This is a genomic window from Mycobacterium sp. HM-7, from assembly GCF_053852335.1.
In genome coordinates, this window is record NZ_CM132657.1 from 1,782,332 (window position 1) to 1,801,937 (window position 19,606).

21 protein-coding genes are annotated in these 19,606 nt (G+C 66.6%); 11 read left to right on the plus strand and 10 right to left on the minus strand.

Features of this window, described 5'->3' with window-relative positions; all coding sequences use genetic code 11:
* Window positions 1–259 precede the first annotated feature (259 nt).
* From ACWW1C_RS08495 to ACWW1C_RS08505, 3 genes are all read right to left on the minus strand, one after another.
* A complete protein-coding gene (locus ACWW1C_RS08495) occupies window positions 260–886 on the minus strand; it encodes a hypothetical protein (RefSeq protein ID WP_455983020.1) in 627 nt (208 codons plus the stop codon).
* A gap of 117 nt (window positions 887–1,003) precedes the next feature.
* Window positions 1,004–1,348 carry a heme-binding protein gene (locus ACWW1C_RS08500; protein WP_455983021.1) on the minus strand — a complete coding sequence of 115 codons (345 nt, stop codon included), beginning with the start codon at window positions 1,346–1,348 and terminating at the stop codon, window positions 1,004–1,006.
* Window positions 1,349–1,387: 39 nt separating this feature from the next.
* Complete coding sequence (locus ACWW1C_RS08505; RefSeq protein WP_455983022.1) at window positions 1,388–1,681, minus strand: hypothetical protein; 294 nt, start codon at window positions 1,679–1,681, stop codon at window positions 1,388–1,390.
* Window positions 1,682–1,923: 242 nt separating this feature from the next.
* Here ACWW1C_RS08505 and ACWW1C_RS08510 point away from each other — a divergent pair, with 242 nt between their 5' ends.
* From ACWW1C_RS08510 to ACWW1C_RS08530, 5 genes are all read left to right on the plus strand, one after another.
* Window positions 1,924–2,487 carry a hypothetical protein gene (locus ACWW1C_RS08510; RefSeq protein ID WP_455983023.1) on the plus strand — a complete coding sequence of 188 codons (564 nt, stop codon included), beginning with the start codon at window positions 1,924–1,926 and terminating at the stop codon, window positions 2,485–2,487.
* Entirely contained in the window at window positions 2,487–3,806 is a 1,320-nt protein-coding gene (locus ACWW1C_RS08515) for a Dyp-type peroxidase (RefSeq protein ID WP_455983024.1), read from the plus strand. The genes ACWW1C_RS08510 and ACWW1C_RS08515 overlap by 1 nt, the downstream gene beginning before the upstream one ends.
* 112 nt (window positions 3,807–3,918) lie before the next feature.
* A complete protein-coding gene (gene mbp1, locus ACWW1C_RS08520; RefSeq protein ID WP_455983025.1) occupies window positions 3,919–4,158 on the plus strand; it encodes a microaggregate-binding protein 1 in 240 nt (79 codons plus the stop codon).
* A 27-nt stretch (window positions 4,159–4,185) separates the two neighbouring features.
* Window positions 4,186–5,172, plus strand: coding sequence for a TIGR03557 family F420-dependent LLM class oxidoreductase (locus ACWW1C_RS08525; protein WP_455983026.1), 987 nt, complete (start codon window positions 4,186–4,188; stop codon window positions 5,170–5,172).
* Between the two features lie 194 nt (window positions 5,173–5,366).
* A complete protein-coding gene (locus ACWW1C_RS08530; protein WP_455983027.1) occupies window positions 5,367–5,510 on the plus strand; it encodes a hypothetical protein in 144 nt (47 codons plus the stop codon).
* 37 nt (window positions 5,511–5,547) lie between these two features.
* On the opposite strand, the gene ACWW1C_RS08535 is transcribed toward ACWW1C_RS08530, so the two are convergent.
* Complete coding sequence (locus ACWW1C_RS08535) at window positions 5,548–5,964, minus strand: transglycosylase family protein (RefSeq protein ID WP_455983028.1); 417 nt, start codon at window positions 5,962–5,964, stop codon at window positions 5,548–5,550.
* Window positions 5,965–6,464: 500 nt separating this feature from the next.
* Here ACWW1C_RS08535 and ACWW1C_RS08540 point away from each other — a divergent pair, with 500 nt between their 5' ends.
* The 3 genes from ACWW1C_RS08540 (at window position 6,465) to ACWW1C_RS08550 (ending at window position 10,287) form a co-directional block, all read left to right on the plus strand.
* Window positions 6,465–6,731 carry a hypothetical protein gene (locus ACWW1C_RS08540; RefSeq protein WP_455983029.1) on the plus strand — a complete coding sequence of 89 codons (267 nt, stop codon included), beginning with the start codon at window positions 6,465–6,467 and terminating at the stop codon, window positions 6,729–6,731.
* A 70-nt stretch (window positions 6,732–6,801) separates the two neighbouring features.
* A complete protein-coding gene (locus tag ACWW1C_RS08545) occupies window positions 6,802–8,304 on the plus strand; it encodes an alpha/beta hydrolase-fold protein (RefSeq protein ID WP_455983030.1) in 1,503 nt (500 codons plus the stop codon).
* Window positions 8,305–8,469: 165 nt separating this feature from the next.
* On the plus strand, window positions 8,470–10,287 hold the full coding sequence (locus ACWW1C_RS08550; protein WP_455983031.1) for a hypothetical protein: 1,818 nt from the start codon (window positions 8,470–8,472) through the stop codon (window positions 10,285–10,287).
* A 30-nt stretch (window positions 10,288–10,317) separates the two neighbouring features.
* On the opposite strand, the gene ACWW1C_RS08555 is transcribed toward ACWW1C_RS08550, so the two are convergent.
* Genes ACWW1C_RS08555 through ACWW1C_RS08565 form a run of 3 tightly spaced genes read right to left on the minus strand, consistent with a single transcriptional unit; the run spans window position 10,318 to window position 12,474 of the window.
* The gene (locus tag ACWW1C_RS08555) at window positions 10,318–10,692 is read right to left on the minus strand and encodes a cupin domain-containing protein (RefSeq protein WP_455983032.1); all 375 of its coding nucleotides are present in this window, start codon (window positions 10,690–10,692) and stop codon (window positions 10,318–10,320) included.
* Window positions 10,689–11,615 carry an alpha/beta hydrolase gene (locus tag ACWW1C_RS08560; protein ID WP_455983033.1) on the minus strand — a complete coding sequence of 309 codons (927 nt, stop codon included), beginning with the start codon at window positions 11,613–11,615 and terminating at the stop codon, window positions 10,689–10,691. The genes ACWW1C_RS08555 and ACWW1C_RS08560 overlap by 4 nt, the downstream gene beginning before the upstream one ends.
* Window positions 11,616–11,667: 52 nt before the next feature.
* Complete coding sequence (locus tag ACWW1C_RS08565; protein WP_455983034.1) at window positions 11,668–12,474, minus strand: helix-turn-helix domain-containing protein; 807 nt, start codon at window positions 12,472–12,474, stop codon at window positions 11,668–11,670.
* A gap of 117 nt (window positions 12,475–12,591) precedes the next feature.
* Here ACWW1C_RS08565 and ACWW1C_RS08570 point away from each other — a divergent pair, with 117 nt between their 5' ends.
* Genes ACWW1C_RS08570 through ACWW1C_RS08580 form a run of 3 tightly spaced genes read left to right on the plus strand, consistent with a single transcriptional unit; the run spans window position 12,592 to window position 15,547 of the window.
* Window positions 12,592–13,617 carry a zinc-binding dehydrogenase gene (locus tag ACWW1C_RS08570; RefSeq protein WP_455983035.1) on the plus strand — a complete coding sequence of 342 codons (1,026 nt, stop codon included), beginning with the start codon at window positions 12,592–12,594 and terminating at the stop codon, window positions 13,615–13,617.
* Window positions 13,618–13,622: 5 nt separating this feature from the next.
* A complete protein-coding gene (locus ACWW1C_RS08575) occupies window positions 13,623–14,519 on the plus strand; it encodes an alpha/beta fold hydrolase (protein ID WP_455983036.1) in 897 nt (298 codons plus the stop codon).
* 17 nt (window positions 14,520–14,536) lie between these two features.
* A complete protein-coding gene (locus ACWW1C_RS08580) occupies window positions 14,537–15,547 on the plus strand; it encodes a TIGR03617 family F420-dependent LLM class oxidoreductase (RefSeq protein WP_455983037.1) in 1,011 nt (336 codons plus the stop codon).
* Window positions 15,548–15,605: 58 nt separating this feature from the next.
* Here ACWW1C_RS08580 and ACWW1C_RS08585 read toward each other — a convergent pair whose 3' ends face one another.
* The 3 genes from ACWW1C_RS08585 to ACWW1C_RS08595 are packed head-to-tail and all read right to left on the minus strand — an operon-like array spanning window position 15,606 to window position 19,450.
* Entirely contained in the window at window positions 15,606–16,076 is a 471-nt protein-coding gene (locus ACWW1C_RS08585; protein ID WP_455983038.1) for a DUF5078 domain-containing protein, read from the minus strand.
* 18 nt (window positions 16,077–16,094) lie between these two features.
* Complete coding sequence (locus ACWW1C_RS08590) at window positions 16,095–19,019, minus strand: MMPL/RND family transporter (protein ID WP_455983039.1); 2,925 nt, start codon at window positions 19,017–19,019, stop codon at window positions 16,095–16,097.
* Window positions 19,016–19,450, minus strand: coding sequence for an MmpS family protein (locus tag ACWW1C_RS08595; RefSeq protein WP_455981832.1), 435 nt, complete (start codon window positions 19,448–19,450; stop codon window positions 19,016–19,018). Before ACWW1C_RS08595 ends, ACWW1C_RS08590 begins: the two co-directional genes overlap by 4 nt.
* Window positions 19,451–19,606 lie beyond the last annotated feature (156 nt).

Sequence of the window (19,606 nt, forward strand, 5' to 3'; positions counted from 1 at the left end):
CTGGGCGCGTTGTCACAAATGCCACGAGCGGTCACCAGGCATCCCGGCTCCCCGACTGACTCGATTTCCTCGGAGGGAGCCCTGCCTACCGGCGGCCTACGCGCCGCGTTGACTGCCGGGACCGCGCTCTCGGTCCACACCCCAAACCCCAAACCCCAAACCCAGAAGGTCGACATCGGTTGCGGCGCTGACTGTCTCAACGTCCATCGTCGTCGTGCTGGCCGGCGGAGTCATCCAGCGCCTGGCGGCCAGAGGCGGACTAGTGCAAACCGTTCTTGATCGCCGCGGCCTGCTTCTGGCTGACATCGGTGACGAAGTCCGGCGGCGCATCGGCACCCGCGGGGCCGTCGAATTCGAGAGTGACGAAGGCCTTGCCCTCGGTGAACAGCACGACCGTCACCGATTTGGTGCCGTCGGGGGAGTTTCCTGATACCGACGTACCGCCGGCGCCGACGTTCATCGGTGCGGGTGTCCCGCCGGTGACGTTGTTGCCGAGCGCGCCCTTTGCGGCCTCCAGGGCACTTGCCGCAGCGGCGGGGTCGGACAGGATCAGGATCGTGTCGCCGACGACATGGGTGCCGTCAGGATTGCTGAAAGCTGTTGCGACGCCGGGCTGGCCGTTGGGATTCTGCGTCGGCGCGCTCGCGGTGAACACCTCCGGCGCGACCAGGTCGGTGCCTTTGATCAGCAGCGCGGAGTAGTCGGCGGATTGGGCCGCAGCTGAACTCGATGCTGAACTCGATGCCGAACTCGCCGAGGAACTGGCCGACGACGACGCGGACGTCGACGACTCCTTCGACTTGGAATCGCTACTGCAGCCGGCGGCTGCCAGCACGGCCAACGCGCTGGCGCCGATTGCGCCGGCGACCTTCACTGAAGTCTTCATGGCCTCGAGCTCCTGTCCGGCGAATCCGCCGCTCGCCTTGTGGCGAGCGGCGGAATGGCTGGGCAAGACTCTAACGCGAATCGATGATGCCAATAGGCGTTTGGCGCGGAATGCTGGTCAGTTCAGCGGACCGTCCGCGGCCGGTGCGTTGCAGCGCGCGCGGAAGTCGGCAGCCGGTTGGCGGATACCTTCGATTTCGTTCTTCACCTGAACGTTCGCATCCATGTACGCGGTGATCTCGGTGCGCATCTGGTCCCGCGTCTTGCCCTTGAGACCGGTGAAGAACGCGTTCACGTCCGGGTGGGTGAACAGGTACGACGCGGTGGCGGCGTTCACGCCGGACATCACGTTGGCGAGGTCGCCGGCGGTGCAGTCCGGTGGGTCGGCGATGGCAGTCGTGGCCGTGCCGAGGAACGTCGCACCGGCAAGCACACCGGCGCCGATGATGTTGCGGATCTTCATGTGGGTGGCTCTCCTAAAGATTGTTGGAATTACGGGTGATCAGCGTCGCGGTCCGATACCGCCGCCGCCACCACCGTTGGGCGGCCGGATGGGGCGGATCGGGACGTTGATATCGATGCCCCAGCCGTCGTCGCAATACCAGGGGTCGGCACAGTACGACGGGTAGGCCGCGGACGGCGGCGTGGGGCCGCCGCCTCGGACGTCACCCTGGGCGCACACGGTGGCGTATCCGGCACCGGTGCAGTCGGCCGACGCGGGGGCCGCCGCACTGAGACCGATGGGCACGAACGTGAGCGCCAGACCCAAACTCAGGGAGCGCTGCTTCAGTCGCATGGTCTTCTTCCTTAGGACGGCCGGTTCGCGGTGGTCGGCAAGGCGCCGGTGCGCGGAACCAGTGTCGGCTGAGCATAATTGGGCGTTGCCGCTCAAGCAGCGGTTGCGCGATTATTGCTGTGTTCGGTCTTTGTTAATGATTTGGTGCAGTTCGCTGAGCGACCGTGCCGCTATCGCCGCGCGAGGCATGACGGCGGTGGTACCGTCCGTCCCTGTCGAGTATGCGTTACGAAGGGGTCAATATGAGCGAGAACAGCCACGATTGGACCAAGCCGGCCGCCATGGCGATCCCCAAAAATGGCTACGTCGGCGAAGAAGTGCGCGGCCGGTTCGGCCCGGTTTTTCCCAGAACGCCTGCCTGCTACGGCTTCTCGATCATCGCGAAGATCAAAGAGGGCCGCGAAGACGCGGTACGTGAGCACGGGAAGGTGCTCGAGGCTGCTGTCGCAGCCGACCCGACTGTTTTGGACGTGCTGAAGCTGCACTATCTGCGCTGGCAGGTCTTCCCGATCGGCGATGATCTGTACTTCCAGTACCAGGGCATCTTCGACACCGATTTCGACAAATACACCGAAGATGCCGTTGCGCTGTTCAGCCAGACCGGTATCGACACCGTGTTCACCAACCTCGAGGGCTTCCCTGAGGATTGGAAGACGAATCCGGCGTCGTTCGTGCAATTCGTCCGCGACCACCATGTGCCGAGCTTCCTCGAGTACGGCGAGTACCCGTATGTGACCGCGGACGAGATCAAGAAGGCACTGCGCCTCAAAGCAGCGTTCTCCGACATGCTCGACCAAATGCAGTAATGCTCGAGTTCGACGACATCCAGCACATCCTGCTGACTCGAACCCCGGCGCTCACCGGGCGCTACGAGTTCCTGACGTTCGACACCCCGGCAGGCGGGCGCGCGTGGTTGTCGGCGTTGCAGGACAAGGTGCAGTCGGCGACCGACGCCAAGGCCTCGATGGACGAATCCGATCGCTGGGTCACGTTGGCGTTCACCTGGAACGGCTTGCGCGCGTTGGGGGTACCGGAAGAATCACTCGCGACCTTCCCGGACGCGTTCCGGGAGGGGATGGCCTCGCGGGCCGCCATTCTGGGTGACACCGGGCGTGCCGCGCCGGAGCATTGGGTGGGCGGTCTGGCGGGCGACGACCTGCACGCCATCGCAATCTTGTTCTCCCGGACGGACGAACAGAATGCGAAGTCCATCGCGGCGCATGACGACCTGCTCGCACGGACCGATGGCGTGCGCAGCCTGTCGTATCTCGACCTCAACGCCACGCCGCCGTTCAACTACGCCCACGATCACTTCGGCTTCCGGGACCGGCTGTCGCAACCGGTGATGAAGGGGTCGGGCGAGGAACCGACGCCGGGCTCCGGCGACCCGTTGGAACCCGGAGAGTTCATCCTCGGATATGACGACGAGAACGGTCCGGTGGTGAATCTGCCTCAGCCCGAGGTGCTTTCGCGCAACGGCAGTTACCTGGCGTACCGCAGACTCGAAGAGCACGTCGGGGTGTTTCGCGATTACCTGAGCGAGAACGCGGACACTCCCGAAGGTGAGGACTTGTTGGCCGCGAAGTTCATGGGCCGCTGGCGCAGTGGCGCCCCGCTGGTGCTCGCGCCCGACAAGGACGACCCCGAGCTGGGTGCGGATCCGATGCGCAACAACGACTTCAACTACAAGGAAGAGGACCCGTTCGGCTACGCGTGTCCGCTGGGAGCGCACGCACGGCGGCTGAATCCCCGCGACACCGCGCACTACATGAATCGTCGCCGGATGATCCGCCGTGGTGCGACGTACGGTCCCGCCCTTCCCGAGGGCGCCCCTGATGACGGCGTCGACCGCGGCATCGCGGCGTTCATCATCTGCGCAGATCTGGTGCGCCAGTTCGAGTTCGCGCAGAACGTGTGGATCAACGACAAAGCCTTCCACGAACTCGGCAACGAACACGATCCGATCTGCGGCACCCAGGACGGCACCCTGGACTTCACCGTCCCCAAGCGGCCGATCCGCAAGGTGCACAAGGGACTTCCGGCCTTCACGACCATGAAGGGCGGTGCCTACTTCTTCCTGCCGGGCATCGGCGGAATCCGCTACCTGGCGTCACTGGGGGACTGAGCGCACGCGGGCTCCGGACGTGGCGATGTTTCGCCCTGGGTTGTCGGGGAACCCTGACAGTGACGGCCGAATCGCACGACCGTCGCGAACCTACGACCGGAAAGAGGAGCTCATGTCCGAGAGCGGTCCGGAAGAAGCTGCCAAGGGTGTCGTCGAAGGCATCAAGGGCAAGGTGAAGACGTTGGTCGGTGCTCTGGTCGGGCGCGATGATCTGTTCCGCGAGGGGCAGGCGCAGCAGGACAAGGGCGAAGCGCAGCGCGACGCGGCGAAGCGGGAAGCCGAGGCGGAATCCGCCCGGGCTGCCGCGAAGGCGGCGGAAGCGCGGGAGCGAGCGAATCAGTCAGATCAATAGTTGGCGCCATACCAGAGAGGCACACGGATGACCCGGTTCGGGTACACCCTCATGACCGAGCAGTGCGGCCCCAAAGAGCTTGTGAGACATGCAGTTCGGGCCGAAGAGCTGGGCTTCGACTTCGAGGTCTGCAGCGACCACTATTCGCCGTGGCTCGTGGAGCAGGGGCACGCGCCCAACGCCTGGCTGGTGCTGGGCGCGGTGGCGCACGCGACGAGTCGCGTCGAATTGTGTTCGTACGTCACGTGTCCGACGATGCGTTACCACCCGGCCGTCGTCGCTCAGCAGGCCGCGACGGCGCAGATTCTCGCGGACGGGCGGTTCCTGCTCGGTTTGGGGACCGGCGAGAACCTCAACGAACACGTCGTGGGGCAGGGTTGGCCGGCCTACGAACGGCGGCTCGACATGCTGTGCGAGGCAGCGAAGGTCATTCGCCTGCTCCTCGATGGCGCGGTGGTCAACCACAAGGGCGAATACTTCCAGGTCGATGCCGGCCGCCTGTGGGACCTGCCGGCCGACCCGATTCCGATCGGCGTCTCGATGACCGGGGAGAAGGCGGTACACCGCCTGGCAGATTTCGCGGACTTCATGATTGACGTCGCTCCAGACAAGCCGATCGTCGACCAGTGGCTGCACGAGCGTCGGGTCCAGGGCCTGGACACCACGGGGCGGGCGGTGGCGCAGCTGCCCATCTGCTGGGACCGGGATCGTGACCAGGCGGTGAAGCGCGCGCACGAACAGTTCCGGTGGTTCGGCGGCGGCTGGCCGACCAACGCGGAACTGCCCAACCCCAAGTCTTTTGACGCCGCGACGCGATTCGTGCGACCCGAGGACGTGGCAGAGCAGATCCCGTGTGGCCCCGACATCGATGCCGTGGTTCAGGCGGTGCGCCCCTACCGGGAGGCCGGATTCACCGACATCGCGCTGGTGCAGATCGGCGGCGAATCGCAGGACAGCTTCTTCGACGAGGCGGTCCCGGCGCTATTGGCGGCACTACGCGCCGACGCGACCTGACCGGGCTCGCGGCGCCGCGGCGCGGCACGGTCTCACGCGCGATCCGAGCGACACGCGCACGGCGCGCCGTGGTTTGCGACATGTGATGCAGCCGTATCCAAAATGTGACGCTTGTAGACCAGTGTGATCAGAGTGGCTTGAGGGCAGTCAGGCCATTCGGTTCGTGGTTGGGAGCGTCAATGTCTACAGCTCGCATGTCTACAGCTCACAAGGTGGAACGCCTCGTCGCGCAGGTGGCCGCCGTCGTCACTCGTCGTCCGGCTGACGACAAGGCCTATCGCGCCGAGATGGAGCGATTGGTCACGGAGCAGGAACTCGCCCTGCTCAGTAGCCGCTGAGTAGGTCGCCGCTGAGTAGGTAGCCGATCCCTGACCGTCAGCGGAAGACGCTCAACAGCGTCCGGCACAGGAACGGCAGGTTCGACAGCGGGATGAACTGCACCAGGGTGCGGCACACGTTGGGTGCCTGAGCCTGCCCTACCGCGCTTCCGCATACCGGCCAGGCGCCAATTCCCTGAGTCTTCATGACATTTCGGGCCACGCGGATCTGTTCGCCGCGGCTGGCCGCTGACGGTGAGCCGATGCCGCCGTTCGCGGTCCAGGTACCGGGACTGAATTGGAGTCCGCCGTAGTAGCCGTTGCCGGTGTTGGCCGACCAGTTGCCACCCGATTCGCACTGGGCGATGGCGTCCCAGTTGGGTTCGGCGTTGGCCTCGGAGATCGCCAACGACAGTTGGGAGATCGCGAGTACGCCGGATATGGCGACCGCACGAACAAATAGGTGCCCGCTCATACCCACCTCGATCCTGTTTGTGCGAACGGTCTGATTCCGCCCGCAAAATGGTTCGCAATTGACGCGTGGTGCTGTCCATACAGACGTTAAACCTGATAATCAGCTGTGCTAATGGGGTAATTGTTATTCTTCGAGTAATTTTAGTGTTTCTGCATATTTCTGATGCAGAAGAGACAGCACTGACTGTTGTTATCTAGCGTGTCGCTGCAGGTCAGTGAGCTGTTACGGGACTATTGTTTACCGTGTGGTTATAGGTGCTCATGGTGCCTGTGATTCTTTTGTTATTAGTGATTCAATCGCGCTCAGTGATGCAATTGTTATTGAAGTGATCTGAGTTGCTAATACACATTAGAGTTTCCTATGTGGCACCTGTGACTGGTGTGACTAGAGTGAATTCGGCCGCGAGGTGTCGATCGGGAGTCGCCCTGGCATTGCGATCGGCCGGGGCGCAAACTGCTCATGAGGCCGAAATCGGTGTGGCTCGACAGCCGGGGCGAGCAATGACGAACGCAATCCACAAGACCGCGCGGCGGCGTCTGCTGGTAGTCGCGCTGCCGGCGTGTCTGACAGCCGCGGGTCTGACAGCCGCGTTTCTGACAGCGCCATCCGCGGCCGCCGATCAGCCGGCCACCTGCCAGAGCCGGCACGTCGACGGCGTCGAGGAGGATGTCTGCGTCGGCATCCCGGGGCAGGCCCGCGGCGCCGACCCGCGCGACCTCTATCCGGGCGTCGTGCCCGAACTGTATTTCGGGGTGGGGATCGGCTAGGCCGGAAGCTCACGAGCCTCATGCGGTCAGCACAGCCGGCGCACAGCTACCGCCACCATCATCGAATTCTGTGACGACGACGCTCCTTGCCGACGCCCCCGGCGGCCCTACCGCCCCGCCGCTCCCGCCCGTTGTCGCTCCCAATCACCACGGACTGTCCCTGCTCTACGGCTGGCTGCCCGTCACCATCCAGGTGATCGCCGCGATCGTGCTGCTCCTCGCCATCGGATGGCGGGGGCGTCGCTGGCGTTACCTGTGGTTGCCGGTGTGCGCCGTCATCGGCATCGCTGCCGCGTCATGGGCGAACTGGTTCACCACATCGCAAGGCTTGGCGGGGAACCCGGCACCGGCAGCGCTGTGGTTTTGGGTGGGCCTGTCGGGGCTGGCCCTGGGCGTGCTGGCGCTCGGCTGGCGCGGCGCCCAGTGGTGGCGTCGCGGCGCCGCGGCCCTGGCCGTGCCGCTGTGCCTGCTCAGTACCGGCGTCGCCCTCAACGACTGGGTCGGCTACTTCCCGACGGTCCAGACCGCCTGGGGCGAGCTCACCGCCGGACCGCTGACCGACGAGACCGAGATGTCCAGCGTCACCTCGATGAAGGCCGCAGGTGTGGTCCCGTCGCATGGCGCGGTGGTCGAGGTGGACATCCCGGACACCGCGTCGGGCTTCAAGCACCGCACCGAGGTCGTCTATCTGCCGCCCGCATGGTTCGCGCGAAGTGCCCCGCCGCTGCCCACTGTGATGATGGTCGCAGGCGAGTTCAACACCCCGGCGGACTGGCTGCGCATCGGCAACGTCGCGAATTTGTTCGACAACTTCGCCGCTGTTCACGGCGGCAACGCGCCGGTATTCGTCTTCGTCGACGCGGGCGGTTCGTTCAACAACGACACCGAGTGTGTCAACGGCCCGCGTGGCAACGTTGCCGACCACCTCACCAAGGACATCCCGCCCTATATGGAGTCCACGTTCGGTGTCAGTGCCAAACCCGCCAACTGGGGGATCGTCGGCTGGTCCATGGGCGGGACCTGCGCGGTGGACCTCACCGTCATGCACCCCGAACAGTTCGGGACGTTCGTCGACATCGCCGGGGACATGGGTCCCAACGCGGGTACCAAGGAGCAGACCATCGCGCGGCTCTACGGCGGCAGCGAAACGCAGTGGGCGGCCTTCGACCCCCGCACGGTGATGGCCAAACACGGCCCTTATCAGGGTGTTTCGGGCTGGTTCTCCATCTCGTCGGATGCCCCGACCCAGTGGAAGGGGGCCAAAGCGCACCCCGACGCCGTCGGTCTCGGCGGCCGCGATGGCGCCGGCAACCCCGGCGACCAGACCGAAGCCGGCAAGACGCTGTGCGCATCGGCTCGCCAGGTCGGGATCGACTGCGCCGTCGTCGCGCAGCCGGGAAAGCACGACTGGCCCTTTGCGGTGACGGCGTTCCAGGCCAGCCTGCCGTGGTTGGCCGGACGGGTCGGCACGCCGGGAGTGCCGGTGACGGGGTTCCCAGCCGGATCTGCGGCCCCGGCATCGCCCGGTGGCCCGGCCGCGTCGGTCGCGGCCGGAACAAACCCGGGCAAGTAGACGTCGGATGTAACACCGAGCCCGTCTAAGTAGATGGACTCGGTGAGACGTTGCGACACAGCAGGGAGTCGATGCGCGATGGGTACTCGAACCGATAAAACCGATAACACAAATTTTCAACAGGGACGCCGTCAGGGTCGGCTCGTAGGAGCCGTCGCCGCCGGTGTGGCGACGACGTTGACCGCGCTGACGGTGGGCGCGGCGCCGGTGTCCGCCAAGCCGAGCGGTGATTCAGACAGCTCGAGCACCACCACGCTGGTGCCGAAGCCTCCGCGGCAGGATTCGTCCTCGGCGCAGGACGGCTCCGGTTCCGGTGGCGGCTACGGGCAGGACGGCGGCCAGCGGGGACGCAAGCAGCGCGAGCAGACGGCAGAGGCCGAAGCGCCGAGCCGGCAGGCTCCTGCCGACGTTCCGGCCGTCCAGGCCAAGCCGCCGGCCGACCCACCCGCGGCGCCGGTGACTCCGGTGGCTCCGGTGGTGACCGCGCCAGAGAACAAGGCCCCAGAGAACAAGGCCCCGGAGAGCAAGGCCCCAGAGAAGACGCCGCAGGCTCCGGCGACCACGACGCCGCCGGTCGAGACGCCCGTCGTCGCGGCTCCGCCGTCGCAAACCGAGGCCCCCGCGCCGACCACGAAGGTCACCAAGGCGCAGGAAGCGCCCGCTGACCCGACGACGCCGGCACGTCCGTCGACCGCCGCAGCCGAGCCGGCCCCATCGGCCTCGTCTGCTCCGTCGGCGACGTCGGTGACACCGGGCCCGACCACCGCGCTCGCGGAGCGCCCGTCGCCGGCCGGTGCCGTCCAGTCGGACACCTCGACGGCCCCCACTGATCACGCGGTGGCAGAAGGAAAGCCGCTCGCGGGTCTGGAAGGGCAGCTCGGCGAGCACGCGGCCGTCGAGGCCGGTCCCGGTCGGGTCGAGGCCTCCGCCACGGCGTCGGCCACGGTGACGGCAGGGTCCTCGAAGTCCGCATCGCCGTCGACCGCCGCGGCGCGCGAGGCTCGTGACGTGCGGCCGATCGAGCTGCTCAAGCCCGAGACGCTGACCGCCCCGGTCGAGGATGTCGCGACCGCCAAGGCCGCAGCGGCGGTGGATGTGAAGCTGCCGGCGCCGGCCCCGGTGCAGGACATGGCGGATCTCGCGAAGGTCGTCAACGTCGCGAACTTCCAGTTCGACAGCCGTGCGGACTGGAACGTGCAGGCCAACCGGCCCGACTGGGATCGTCGCGACAACCGGCCGGACTGGGAGCGCCGCGACAACCGGCCGATGGGCCGGGACTGGGACAACCGGGTGCGGCAGTGGCGGCCCGACTGGGTGCAGTACGACGACTACTACCGTCCGGTGCTGTTCAACCCGTACCGCGATCCCGTGCGGGTCGTGTACGTCTACCGGAACGCGCCGCGCATCGTGTACATCCCGCCGCTGCAGCGCATCGTCATGGAGGTCGCCGACCTCGCGGCGTACAGCTTCACCGCCGTCGTGGTGAACGCCGTAAACACGGCGGTCAACGTGGCAGTCGGCAGCTTCTTCGGTGGCGGCTACTACCCGGGTGTCGGCGTGCCGCTGCCCCCGCCGCCTCCGCCGGTGCTGAGCTACGCGAATGTGCCTGTGCAGGTTCGTTATTCGGACGCGGTCTACCAGCCGTTCCGGGTGCAGCGCATCGTCGACGCCGGTGACGACGTGCAGTACGGCGAACGCCGTGTGCTGCTCGACGGTGTCACCCCGGCGTGGGGTCAGTGGACCCAGAGCCCCAGCGGCGAACGGCAATTCGAGGTGCACCGGACGCAGCAGTTCCCGGGCCTCGACGAGCCGCGTGAGGCTCCGCTGCCCGGTGACTACAACCTGCAACTGGTCAACGACCAGAAGGGGCTGGAGAACCCGAACAAGGCGCTGACCATCGCCGCGGTGACCTGCGGCCTGCTGAGCCTGGGTGCCATCGGCCTGAGCGTCTACATCGGGCGTCGGCGCCGCGAGCTGGTCTAGACGTGATGTCCAAGTACGTTGTCCCCGCGGTCAGTCGCGCTGCTCGAGCCGGCTGCCGTGGGGAAACGTGACCGACATGATGTCGCTGGGGCGGGTCAATGCGATGCGGTGCCACGTCCCGCGCGGCACCACCATCGCGTGCCCCGTCGTCAGTGTGACGCCGGGGTCGTCGGCCTCGGCGGCGCGTAGACAGAGCCGTATCTCCCCGGAGACGCAGACGACGAGTTCGTCTGCCTCCGTGTGGATTTCCCAATGGTCGGCGTGTACCTCGGCGTCGGTTTCCGCGTGGAACGTCATGACGTGCCACCCTGGCTCGCCAGAGCCGAAGGTGCGCTCGGCCGGTTCGATGCGGCCGTCGTCGTAGAGGTGTACGAACGACGTGAAGAGGTCGACGGTGGTGGTCATGCGGACACCGCCCGAAAGTCCGCGGCGTCGGCTGTCAATGCGCGGCGCAGCGCGCCGCTGATCTCCGCGAGTTGGCGTTGCGAGACATCGGCGCCCAGGATCACCTGCGATCCGTGGAACGTGCCCGGCCACTGGTGCAGCTCCACTGAAACGCCGGCCCGCAGCAGCCGCAGGCCGAACTCGAGCGCCTCGTCGCGGTTGGGGTCGAACTCCGCGGTGGCGAGGTACGTGGGCGGGAGCCCCGACAAATCTTCGGCCCGGGCCGGTGCGGCGTACGCCGACGCGGGTGCGCCACCGAGGTAGTGCCGCCAACTCGAGGCCACCTTGGCTCGCGTCATGAAGACGGTGTCGGTGAAGTTGCACGCCGACCAACTGCGCTGCCGGTCATCGAGCGGTGGCTGGTTGAGCAGTTGAAAGGCGATCCGCGGGCCGCCTTCATCGCGTGCCCGTAGGGCGACGGCCGCGGCCAGGTTCGCCCCCGCCGCATGACCGCCGACGGCGATGCAACCCGGTTCGACGCCGAGCTGCGGTGCCGTGGCGGAGAGCCATGTCAGTGCCTGGTAGACGTCGTCCAACGCTGCGGGATAAGGGTTTTCGGGTGCGCATCGATATCCGACGGACACCACGACGGCATTCGTGGCCTGGGCGATGCGGGCGGCCCACGGGTGCTCGGTGTCGAGGTCGCCCATCACGAATCCGCCGCCGCGCAGCCAGAGGACCGCGCCGACCGGCTCCGCGGGTTGGTACAGGCGTACCGGAATGTCGGGGTTCCCGGGGACGGTGCGGTTGCTGATCTGGAGGCCGGTGGTGTCGGGAGCGGGCACGGCGGCGGACAGTTCGGCGAGCCGCCGGCGGGCATCCACGGGATCGTCCAGTTCGGCTCTCGGAAACAGGGAGACGAAGGGCAGCAGCTCGGGGTCCATGGCCACCACAGTGACGCTCCGTGCGCAGTGGTGTCTTGGACGAATGTTCCCCTTACCGCCAGGCCATGTCGTCGACGTCTAGCCACGCTGCCGCGGCGACGGCGGCCGGCGTCAACCCCGCGAACAACCGGGCGTCGCGGTGCAGATGCGACTGGTCGGCATAGCCGCAGGCGGCGGCCACCACGCTGGGTGCGATGCCGGTGGCGAGGCGGTGCGCGGCATCGTCGAACCTGACCAGCTGCGCGGCGCGTTTGGGCGGCAGGCCGATCTGCGAACCGAACCGCGACCACAGTCGCTTGCGGCTCCAGCCGATCTCGTCGGCGATACGTTCGACCCGCACCCGCCCGTGGGTGCGCACCATCCAGTTCCACGCCGCGGCGACCTCGGGGTCCACGGCGGAGCCCGCTTCGCCGCGCCGCACGAATTCCGTTGTGGCGACGGCGAACCGCTCGTCCCATGACGAAGCCGCGTGCAGTCGCTCACACAGACGCTCCGCAGCGCGGCCCCAGACCGCATCGAGGGCCAGCACCCCGGTCGCGTCGCAGTCGCCGAACACCGTGTGGGCAAGCAGCGGCGAGAGCCGGATCTGCAGGCAGTCGACGCTGCGGCCGACCGCGGTCACCGTCCCGGGCGTCAGGCCGACGAGACCGCCACCGGTGTGCCGCGCGCCCATGGCGTCGATGAGCACGCCGTCGCCGAACTCGATGAACACCGTGACGGCGGGGTAGGGAACGAGTTGCAGTGCGAGCTGCGTCGGCGCCTGGCCGCCGAACCCCGCCATGGCCAGGCCCGGCTGCCGGTGTGCCGGGATCGCGAGGTCCCACACGGCGGCACTCAGGCGCCGCGTGCTCGCTTCCATGTCTCGATGGTAGGCGCGGCGCGAACTTGCCGAGGGTTGTCGACACAGTCGGATCCGGACTCCGTAAGGTGACCCTGTAACACTGTTACGGAACACCGGATCAGCAGAGGCGGACAGTTGAGAACCGTATTGATCGACGCCCCGGGCAACGTCTACGTCGACACCGTGCCCGACCCGGTGCTGCCCGGACCGGACGGCGCCGTCGTCCAGATCACCACGGCGGCCATCTGCGGATCGGACCTGCATTTCTACGAAGGCGACTACCCGTTGGCCACACCGCTGGCACTCGGCCACGAGGCCATCGGCACGGTGGTCGAGGTGGGTCCGGAGGTGCGCACCGTCAAAGCCGGTGACCCGGTGCTGATTTCGTCGGTCGCGGGCTGTGGCCACTGCGTCGGCTGCGACACCAAGGATCCGATCACCTGCGTCTCGGGTCCGCAGATCTTCGGCTCCGGAGTGCTCGGGGGCGCGCAGGCCGAACTGCTCGCGGTGCCGTCGGCGGACTTCCAGTTGCACCGGCTGCCAAGCGATCTCAGTACCGAGGCGGCCCTGCTGCTCACCGACAACCTCGCCACCGGCTGGGCTGCGGCGCAACGTGCCGATATCCCGGCCGGCGGCACCGTCGTCGTCTTCGGTCTGGGTGCGGTCGGCCTGTGCGCGGTGCGCTGTGCCATCGCGCAAGGTGCGGGTCAGGTGTTCGCCGTCGACCCGGTCGAGGGCCGCCGCGAGATGGCGGCCCGCAGCGGCGCCACCGCGATCACTCCGGAGGAGATCGGCGTCGTCCACGAGGCGACGGGCGGCAGGGGAGCGGCGTCGGTGATCGACGCCGTCGGCAACGACACCACCATGAACGCCGCGCTGACCACGGTGCGCGCGGGCGGCACGGTGTCGGTGGTCGGTGTGCACGACCTCAATCCGTTCCCGTTCCCCGCGACGCTGTCGCTCATCCGCAGCATCACCCTGCGCATGACCACCGCGCCGGTGCAGCAGACCTGGCCGGCGCTGATCCCGCTGCTGCGGTCGGGCCGGCTCGACGTCGACGGCATCTTCACCCACGCCATGTCGCTCGATGACGCGCCCAAGGCCTACGCCGCGGTCGCGGCGCGGACCGCGGACTGCATCAAGGTCACGCTGACCCCCTAGTGATGATGGCCAATCAGGAGACCCTGGATCTCACGCTGCCACGCCTGCGGATGCGGGCGCTGGCGTGGGGACCGGCCGATGGGCGATTGATGTTGTGCCTGCACGGTTTTCCGGACAGTGCACATGGCTGGCGCCGGGTCGCCCCGCTGCTGGCGGCGGCCGGCTACCGCGTCGTGGCGCCCTTCATGCGCGGCTACGCACCGAGCGGGGTGCCGGCCGACGGCAACTATCACGTCGGTGCCCTGGTGTCCGACGTACTGGACCTCTATGACGCACTCGGCGGCGGACCCGACGCCGTGCTGGTGGGCCACGATTGGGGCGCGTTCGCCGCCAATGCCGTTGCCGCGTACCCGAATTCGCCGTTCGGTGCGGTGGTGTCGATGTCCGTCCCGCCGTTGGCTGCGATGAGCCAGGCGCGGTTCGGTGCCGCCCGCACCGCCCGGATGAGCCTGATCCAGCTCCGAATGAGTTGGTACATCATGTACTTTCAGCTGCCCGGCCTGCCGGAGCGCACGCTGCACCGGGTGATCCCGCGGCTCTGGCGCGACTGGTCGCCGGCCGGGACCGATGTGGCCGACGACGCCGCCACCACCCTCGCCGCGCTGCCGACTCCCGAGCATCGTGCGGCCGCCGTCGGCTACTACCGGGCGCTGCTTCGCCCGGGCGGCATCGGCGCGCCGTACGCCGAGTTCGAGCGGTATCTGCAGGAGTTGCCGTGTGCGCCGATCCTGTATCTGCACGGTACGCAGGACGGCGCGATGCAGGTCGGCTACACCGAGCAGCTGCTGGGCGCCTTGCCTGCCGGTTCGGTGGTCCGAACCATCGATGGCGCAGGGCATTTCCTGCAGGTCGACCGTCCGGTAGAAGTGGCCGCGGCGATTCTGGATTACCTCGAAAGCTGAACGGAGTGGGATCAGGTATGCGCGTACAACTCCAGATCGACGGTGCACCGCAGCGGGCCGCAGGGCATGCTCGCGAGTTGGCCGGCCTCGGCGCCGACGGGGTGTTCACCTTCGAAGGCCCGCACGACGTGTTCCTGCCGCTGGTCGCGGCGGCCGGTGCGGCCGAGGTGGACCTGATGACCAACGTCGCGATCGCCGGTCCGCGCAGCCCGCTGCACCTCGCGCACGCGGCCTACGACCTGCAGGTGTACAGCGGTGGGCGGTTCCGGCTGGGCCTGGGCTCACAGATCAAGGTGCACATCGAAAAGCGTTACGGCGCACAGTGGGCCAAACCCGCCGAACGGATGGCCGAGACCGTCACCGCGATCAAGGCGATCTTCGACTGCTGGGAAGGCAAGGCGCCGTTGAATTTTCGCGGCAAGCACTTCACCCACACCCTGATGCCGCCCAACTTCAACCCCGGCCCCAATCCCTTCGGGCCGCCGGCGGTGCTCATGGGAGCGCTGGGTCCGATCATGACCCGCACCGCCGCCGAGGTCGCCGACGGCCTGCTGGTGATGCCGTTCCACAGCGCCCGGCATTTCGCCGACCGGACCCTGGTGGCAGTGGGGGAGGGATTGCAGCGCGCCGGGCGTGCGCCGGCCGATCTGCAGATCATCGCCCAGGCCATGGTGGCGGTGGCACGCACCGAAGAAGACCTGACCGCCGCGATCAACGGCGTCGCCACCCTGATCGCGTTCTACGGCTCCACGCCCGCCTACCTGCCGGTGCTGGAGACCGAGGGGTGGGCTGATCTGCAGCCGGCGCTCAACGCCATGTCCAAGGTCGGCGACTTCGCCGGCATGCGGGCTTTGATCAGCGACGACATGGTGCGGACCATCGGCATTGTCGGCACCCCGGAGGAGTGCGCCGCCGAGATCGGACGGCGGTTCGGCGCACACGTCGACGAAATCTGTTGCTACTTCCCGGGCTACGAACAGCGACCCCAGGACGTGCGGGACCTGGTGACCGCACTGCACGCGCAATGAAAACGGCGTGGTTCGTATCGCTGAGCGATGCGAACCACGCCGAAATCGTCAGGAACGCCTAGGGCGCCTGGACCCAGTTCCAGACGTTCAGGTCGCCCTTGGGGTAGCTCTGGCAGACGTCGGTGGCCTTGGCGACGACGCCCTTGTTGTTGAAGAAGATCTTGGCCCAGTTGCCCCAGTGGGTGGCCACCTGCTCGTAGTAGACGTTGGTGGCGGTGTCCTCGGAGTACTGCCGGCGGCCCACGGGATCGAGCGAGAAGAACCAGTGGATGCGGTCCTGCGCCATCTGCTGGATGTCGGCCGGCCGGTTGTGCATGTCGATCATGTAGCGCGAGTAGTAGACCGGGCTGGTGTCGCGGGCGGCGGCCAGGTACTGCTCGGCATCACACGTGGTGACGATGATGCGGTGGGGGATCGGGTAGTCGTCGGAGGCATCAGCGGCCGCCGGTCCGGCGAGCGTGGTTGCGACCGCGCCCAGGGCTGCGACCGCGGTACCGGCGCGCTTCAGGCCACGCGTGATCTGGACCATAGTCTTTACTCCTGTTTCCTAGATACCTGTGTTGCTGGAGGCTGATTGCAGTTCGCCGCTCTGCTTGGGCTGCGGCCATGGCTCGGGCACCGGACGTTGACGCACCCGCTGCGGCCACCAGAACCACTTGCCCATCAGGGCGGCGATGGCCGGCGTCATCAGAGATCGGATGATCAACGTGTCGAACAACAGACCCAGACCGATGGTTGTTCCCACCTGGCCGACCACGTGCAGCTCGCTGACCGCCATGGACATCATGGTGAAGGCGAAGACCAGGCCGGCCGAGGTCACCACGGAACCGGTGCCGCCCATCGACCGGATGATGCCGGTGTTGAGGCCGGCGTGGATCTCTTCCTTGAACCGGGCGACGAGCAGCAGGTTGTAGTCCGCGCCGACGGCCAGCAGGATGATGACCGCCATCGCGATGACCATCCAGTGCAGGTTGAGCCCGATCAGGTGCTGCCACAGCAAAACCGACAGACCGAATGATGCGCCGAGCGACAGGACCACGGTGCCCACGATGACCGCCGCGGCCACCACGGATCGCGTGATGATCAGCATGATCGCGAAAATCAGTGCGAGGGCGGAGATTCCGGCGATCAGCAGGTCGTAGTCAGCACCCTCCTGCAGGTCCTTGAAGGTCGCCGCGGTGCCGCCGAGGTAAATCTTCGAGCCCTCCAGGGGAGTGCCTTTGATGGCCTCCTTGGCGGCGTTCTTGATCGCGTCGATGTGCGAGATGCCCTCGGCGCTCATCGGCTCGCCCTCGTGCGAGATGATCAGCCGTACTGCTTTGCCGTCGGGTGAGATGAAGTTCTTCATGCCGCGCTTGAATTCGGCGTTGTCGAAGACCTCAGGCGGCAGGTAGAACGAGTCGTCGTTGCGGGAGTTGTCGAACGCCTCGCCCATGGCGCTCGCGTTGTCCTGCTGCGCCTGCATCTGATCCTGCAGACCCTTCTGGGTCTGGTACATGGTCAGCATGTACTGCTTCATGTTGGTCATCGTCGAGATCATCTCGGGCATGAGCGCGACCATCTGAGGCATCAGCTTGTCGAGCTTCAGCATGTCCGGCATGAGGGCCTGGATGTCGTCGGTCATGGTGTCGACGCCGTCGAGGCTGTCGAACACCGAGCGCAAGGACCAGCAGACCGGGATGTCGTAGCAGTGCGGTTCCCAGTACAGGTAGTTGCGGATCGGCCGGAAGAAGTCGTCGAAGTCCGAGATGTGGTCACGCAGATCGGCCACGTCCAGGGTCATGTTGACCATCTTGGTGACCATGCTGTGCGTGGTGGCCGCCATCTGGGTGGTGATGCCCTGCATCTTCTTCATCGTGTCGATGTTGGTCTGCATGTCGTTGGCCTGCTTGAGCATGTTGGCCATCGAGTCCTGGGCGTACTTCTCGTTCATCTTCTGCGAGGTGCCGCTCATGCTCATCAGGAACGGGATCGAGGTGTGCTCGATCGGCTTGCCTTCAGGGCGCGTGATGGTCTGGGACCGCGAGATGCCGGGGACCTTGAAGATGGCCTTGGCGATCTTGTCGATCACCAGGAAGTCGGCGGAGTTCCGCAGATCGTGGTCGCTCTCGATGAGCATCAACTCGGGGTTCATCCGGGCCGGCGAGAAGTGGCGGTCCGCCGCCGCATAGCCCTCGTTGGCGGGGATGTCGGCGGGCAGGTAAAGGCGGTCGTTATAGGCGGGCTGGTAGCCCGGCAGCGTCAGTAGACCGACCAGGGACAGCGCGATGGTGCCGACCAGGATGGGCGCCGGCCAGCGGACCACGACGGCGCCGATCTTGCGCCAGCCGCGGACCCGCATCGCGCGCTTGGGCTCGAGAGTCTTGCGGAACCGGCTGGCCAGCGAGATCACGGCCGGACCCAGGGTCAGGGCGGCGAACACCACGGTGACCATGCCGATGGCCAGCGGGACGCCCAGCGACACGAAGTACGGCATGCGGGTGAAGTGCAGACAGAACGTGGCACCCGCGACCGTCAGGCCGGAGCCGAGCACGACGTGGGCGGTGCCCTCGAACATCGTGTAGTAGGCGTCTTCGCGGGACTCGCCCGCGCCGCGCGCTTCCTGATATCGGCCGATCAGGAAGATGGCGTAGTCGGTGGCCGCCGCGATCGCGAGCGTGACCAGCAGGTTGGTGGCGAAGGTCGACAGGCCGATGATGTCGTAATAGCCCAGCGCCGCGACGACGCCCTGCGCCGCGGACAGCTCGAGCACCACCATCAGCAGCGTCAGCAGCACCGTGATGAATGACCGGTACACCAGCAGCAGGGTGACGATGATGACCAGGAACGTGACGCCCTCGATCATCTTGACGCTGCGGTCACCGGCGATGTGCTGGTCCGCGGCGAGTGCTGCCGGGCCGGTCACGTAGACCTTCAGGCCGGGCGGCGTCTTGATGCTCTTGATGATGTCCTGCGCGGCCTGAACGGATTCGTTGGCCAGCGCCTCACCCTGGTTGCCGCGCAGGTAGACCTGAACGTAAGAGGCCTTGCCGTCATTGCTCTGCGAACCGGCGGCCGTGAGCGGGTCGCTCCAGAAGTCCTGGATGTGCTCGACATGCGTGGTGTCGGCCTCGAGCTTCTTGATCATCTCGTCGTAGTAGGCGTGTGCCTCGGCGCCGAGGTGTTGATCGCTCTCCAGCACGACCATCACCGAGCTGTTCGACTTGAACTCCTGGAACACCTCACCGACGCGCTTCGTCGCGATCACCGACGCGGCCTGGTCCGGTGACATGGAGACCGAGCGCATCTTGCCGACTTCGTCCAGTGAGGGGACGGCGCTGCCGAGGAAGATGATGACGCCGATCCAGAACAGGATCACCGGGATCGCGAAGGTGCGGATCAGCCGGGCGATCAGGGGCCGATGCGGCGGCTGCCCGGCCTTCGGGATGACAGCCGTCGGTTCATCGGCCGTGTTGTTGACGGGATGGCTCATGCAGATTTCACCAGGCAGAAGGTCTGGGCGTGCACGCCCGTGGAGGTTCGGGTGTCTTTGAGTTCGTCGTCGACGTGGACGGTGCAGGTGATGGAGTCGCCGTCGCCCTGGGCGACGATGTTGGGCGACGCGGCCGGTGCGGTGGTGGACAGGACGAGTTTCCAGGGCAGCATGGCGTGGTCGACGCGTTGCGGTTTGGCGTCCAGGTCGAGGTAGTTGATGTCGGCGTAGGCGCCGGGTTCGCCGGTGATCTCGTAGGTGACGACCTTGGGCTTGAACGGTTTGGCGTCGTCGGCGAAGTTGCGTGGGGTGACGATGACGGGGTTCTGGCCGAAGTAGCCGCGTACGCGCTGCACGGTGAAACCGGCGACGAGGGCCACGGCGAGGATGAGCAAGGGAATCCACGCCTTCTTGAGCGCATTGCCGATCACGCTGCGGACACCATGGTCGACTGCACTTGCTGCTCCCCGCTTCCCGAACCCTGACCGCGACAGATTAGGTCATTTAAGTGTTAGATTAGACCAGTTAAGTTAATCATGGGAAACCTTCGCTGTGGGTGGCTCGTATCACCGTAGCCGGTAGTGCGC

Bases quoted from the DNA above. Each gene is read 5' to 3' on its own strand.
- ACWW1C_RS08525 (WP_455983026.1), top strand. From the start codon at position 4,186: ATGACCCGGTTCGGGTACACCCTCATGACCGAGCAGTGCGGCCCCAAA.
- ACWW1C_RS08585 (WP_455983038.1), bottom strand. From the start codon at position 16,076: ATGGTCCAGATCACGCGTGGCCTGAAGCGCGCCGGTACCGCGGTCGCA.
- ACWW1C_RS08540 (WP_455983029.1), top strand. From the start codon at position 6,465: ATGACGAACGCAATCCACAAGACCGCGCGGCGGCGTCTGCTGGTAGTC.
- ACWW1C_RS08535 (WP_455983028.1), bottom strand. From the start codon at position 5,964: ATGAGCGGGCACCTATTTGTTCGTGCGGTCGCCATATCCGGCGTACTC.
- ACWW1C_RS08560 (WP_455983033.1), bottom strand. From the start codon at position 11,615: ATGGACCCCGAGCTGCTGCCCTTCGTCTCCCTGTTTCCGAGAGCCGAA.
- ACWW1C_RS08510 (WP_455983023.1), top strand. From the start codon at position 1,924: ATGAGCGAGAACAGCCACGATTGGACCAAGCCGGCCGCCATGGCGATC.
- mbp1 (WP_455983025.1), top strand. From the start codon at position 3,919: ATGTCCGAGAGCGGTCCGGAAGAAGCTGCCAAGGGTGTCGTCGAAGGC.
- ACWW1C_RS08590 (WP_455983039.1), bottom strand. From the start codon at position 19,019: ATGAGCCATCCCGTCAACAACACGGCCGATGAACCGACGGCTGTCATC.
- ACWW1C_RS08565 (WP_455983034.1), bottom strand. From the start codon at position 12,474: ATGGAAGCGAGCACGCGGCGCCTGAGTGCCGCCGTGTGGGACCTCGCG.
- ACWW1C_RS08530 (WP_455983027.1), top strand. From the start codon at position 5,367: ATGTCTACAGCTCACAAGGTGGAACGCCTCGTCGCGCAGGTGGCCGCC.
- ACWW1C_RS08575 (WP_455983036.1), top strand. From the start codon at position 13,623: ATGGCCAATCAGGAGACCCTGGATCTCACGCTGCCACGCCTGCGGATG.
- ACWW1C_RS08515 (WP_455983024.1), top strand. From the start codon at position 2,487: ATGCTCGAGTTCGACGACATCCAGCACATCCTGCTGACTCGAACCCCG.
- ACWW1C_RS08505 (WP_455983022.1), bottom strand. From the start codon at position 1,681: ATGCGACTGAAGCAGCGCTCCCTGAGTTTGGGTCTGGCGCTCACGTTC.
- ACWW1C_RS08500 (WP_455983021.1), bottom strand. From the start codon at position 1,348: ATGAAGATCCGCAACATCATCGGCGCCGGTGTGCTTGCCGGTGCGACG.
- ACWW1C_RS08495 (WP_455983020.1), bottom strand. From the start codon at position 886: ATGAAGACTTCAGTGAAGGTCGCCGGCGCAATCGGCGCCAGCGCGTTG.
- ACWW1C_RS08555 (WP_455983032.1), bottom strand. From the start codon at position 10,692: ATGACCACCACCGTCGACCTCTTCACGTCGTTCGTACACCTCTACGAC.
- ACWW1C_RS08580 (WP_455983037.1), top strand. From the start codon at position 14,537: ATGCGCGTACAACTCCAGATCGACGGTGCACCGCAGCGGGCCGCAGGG.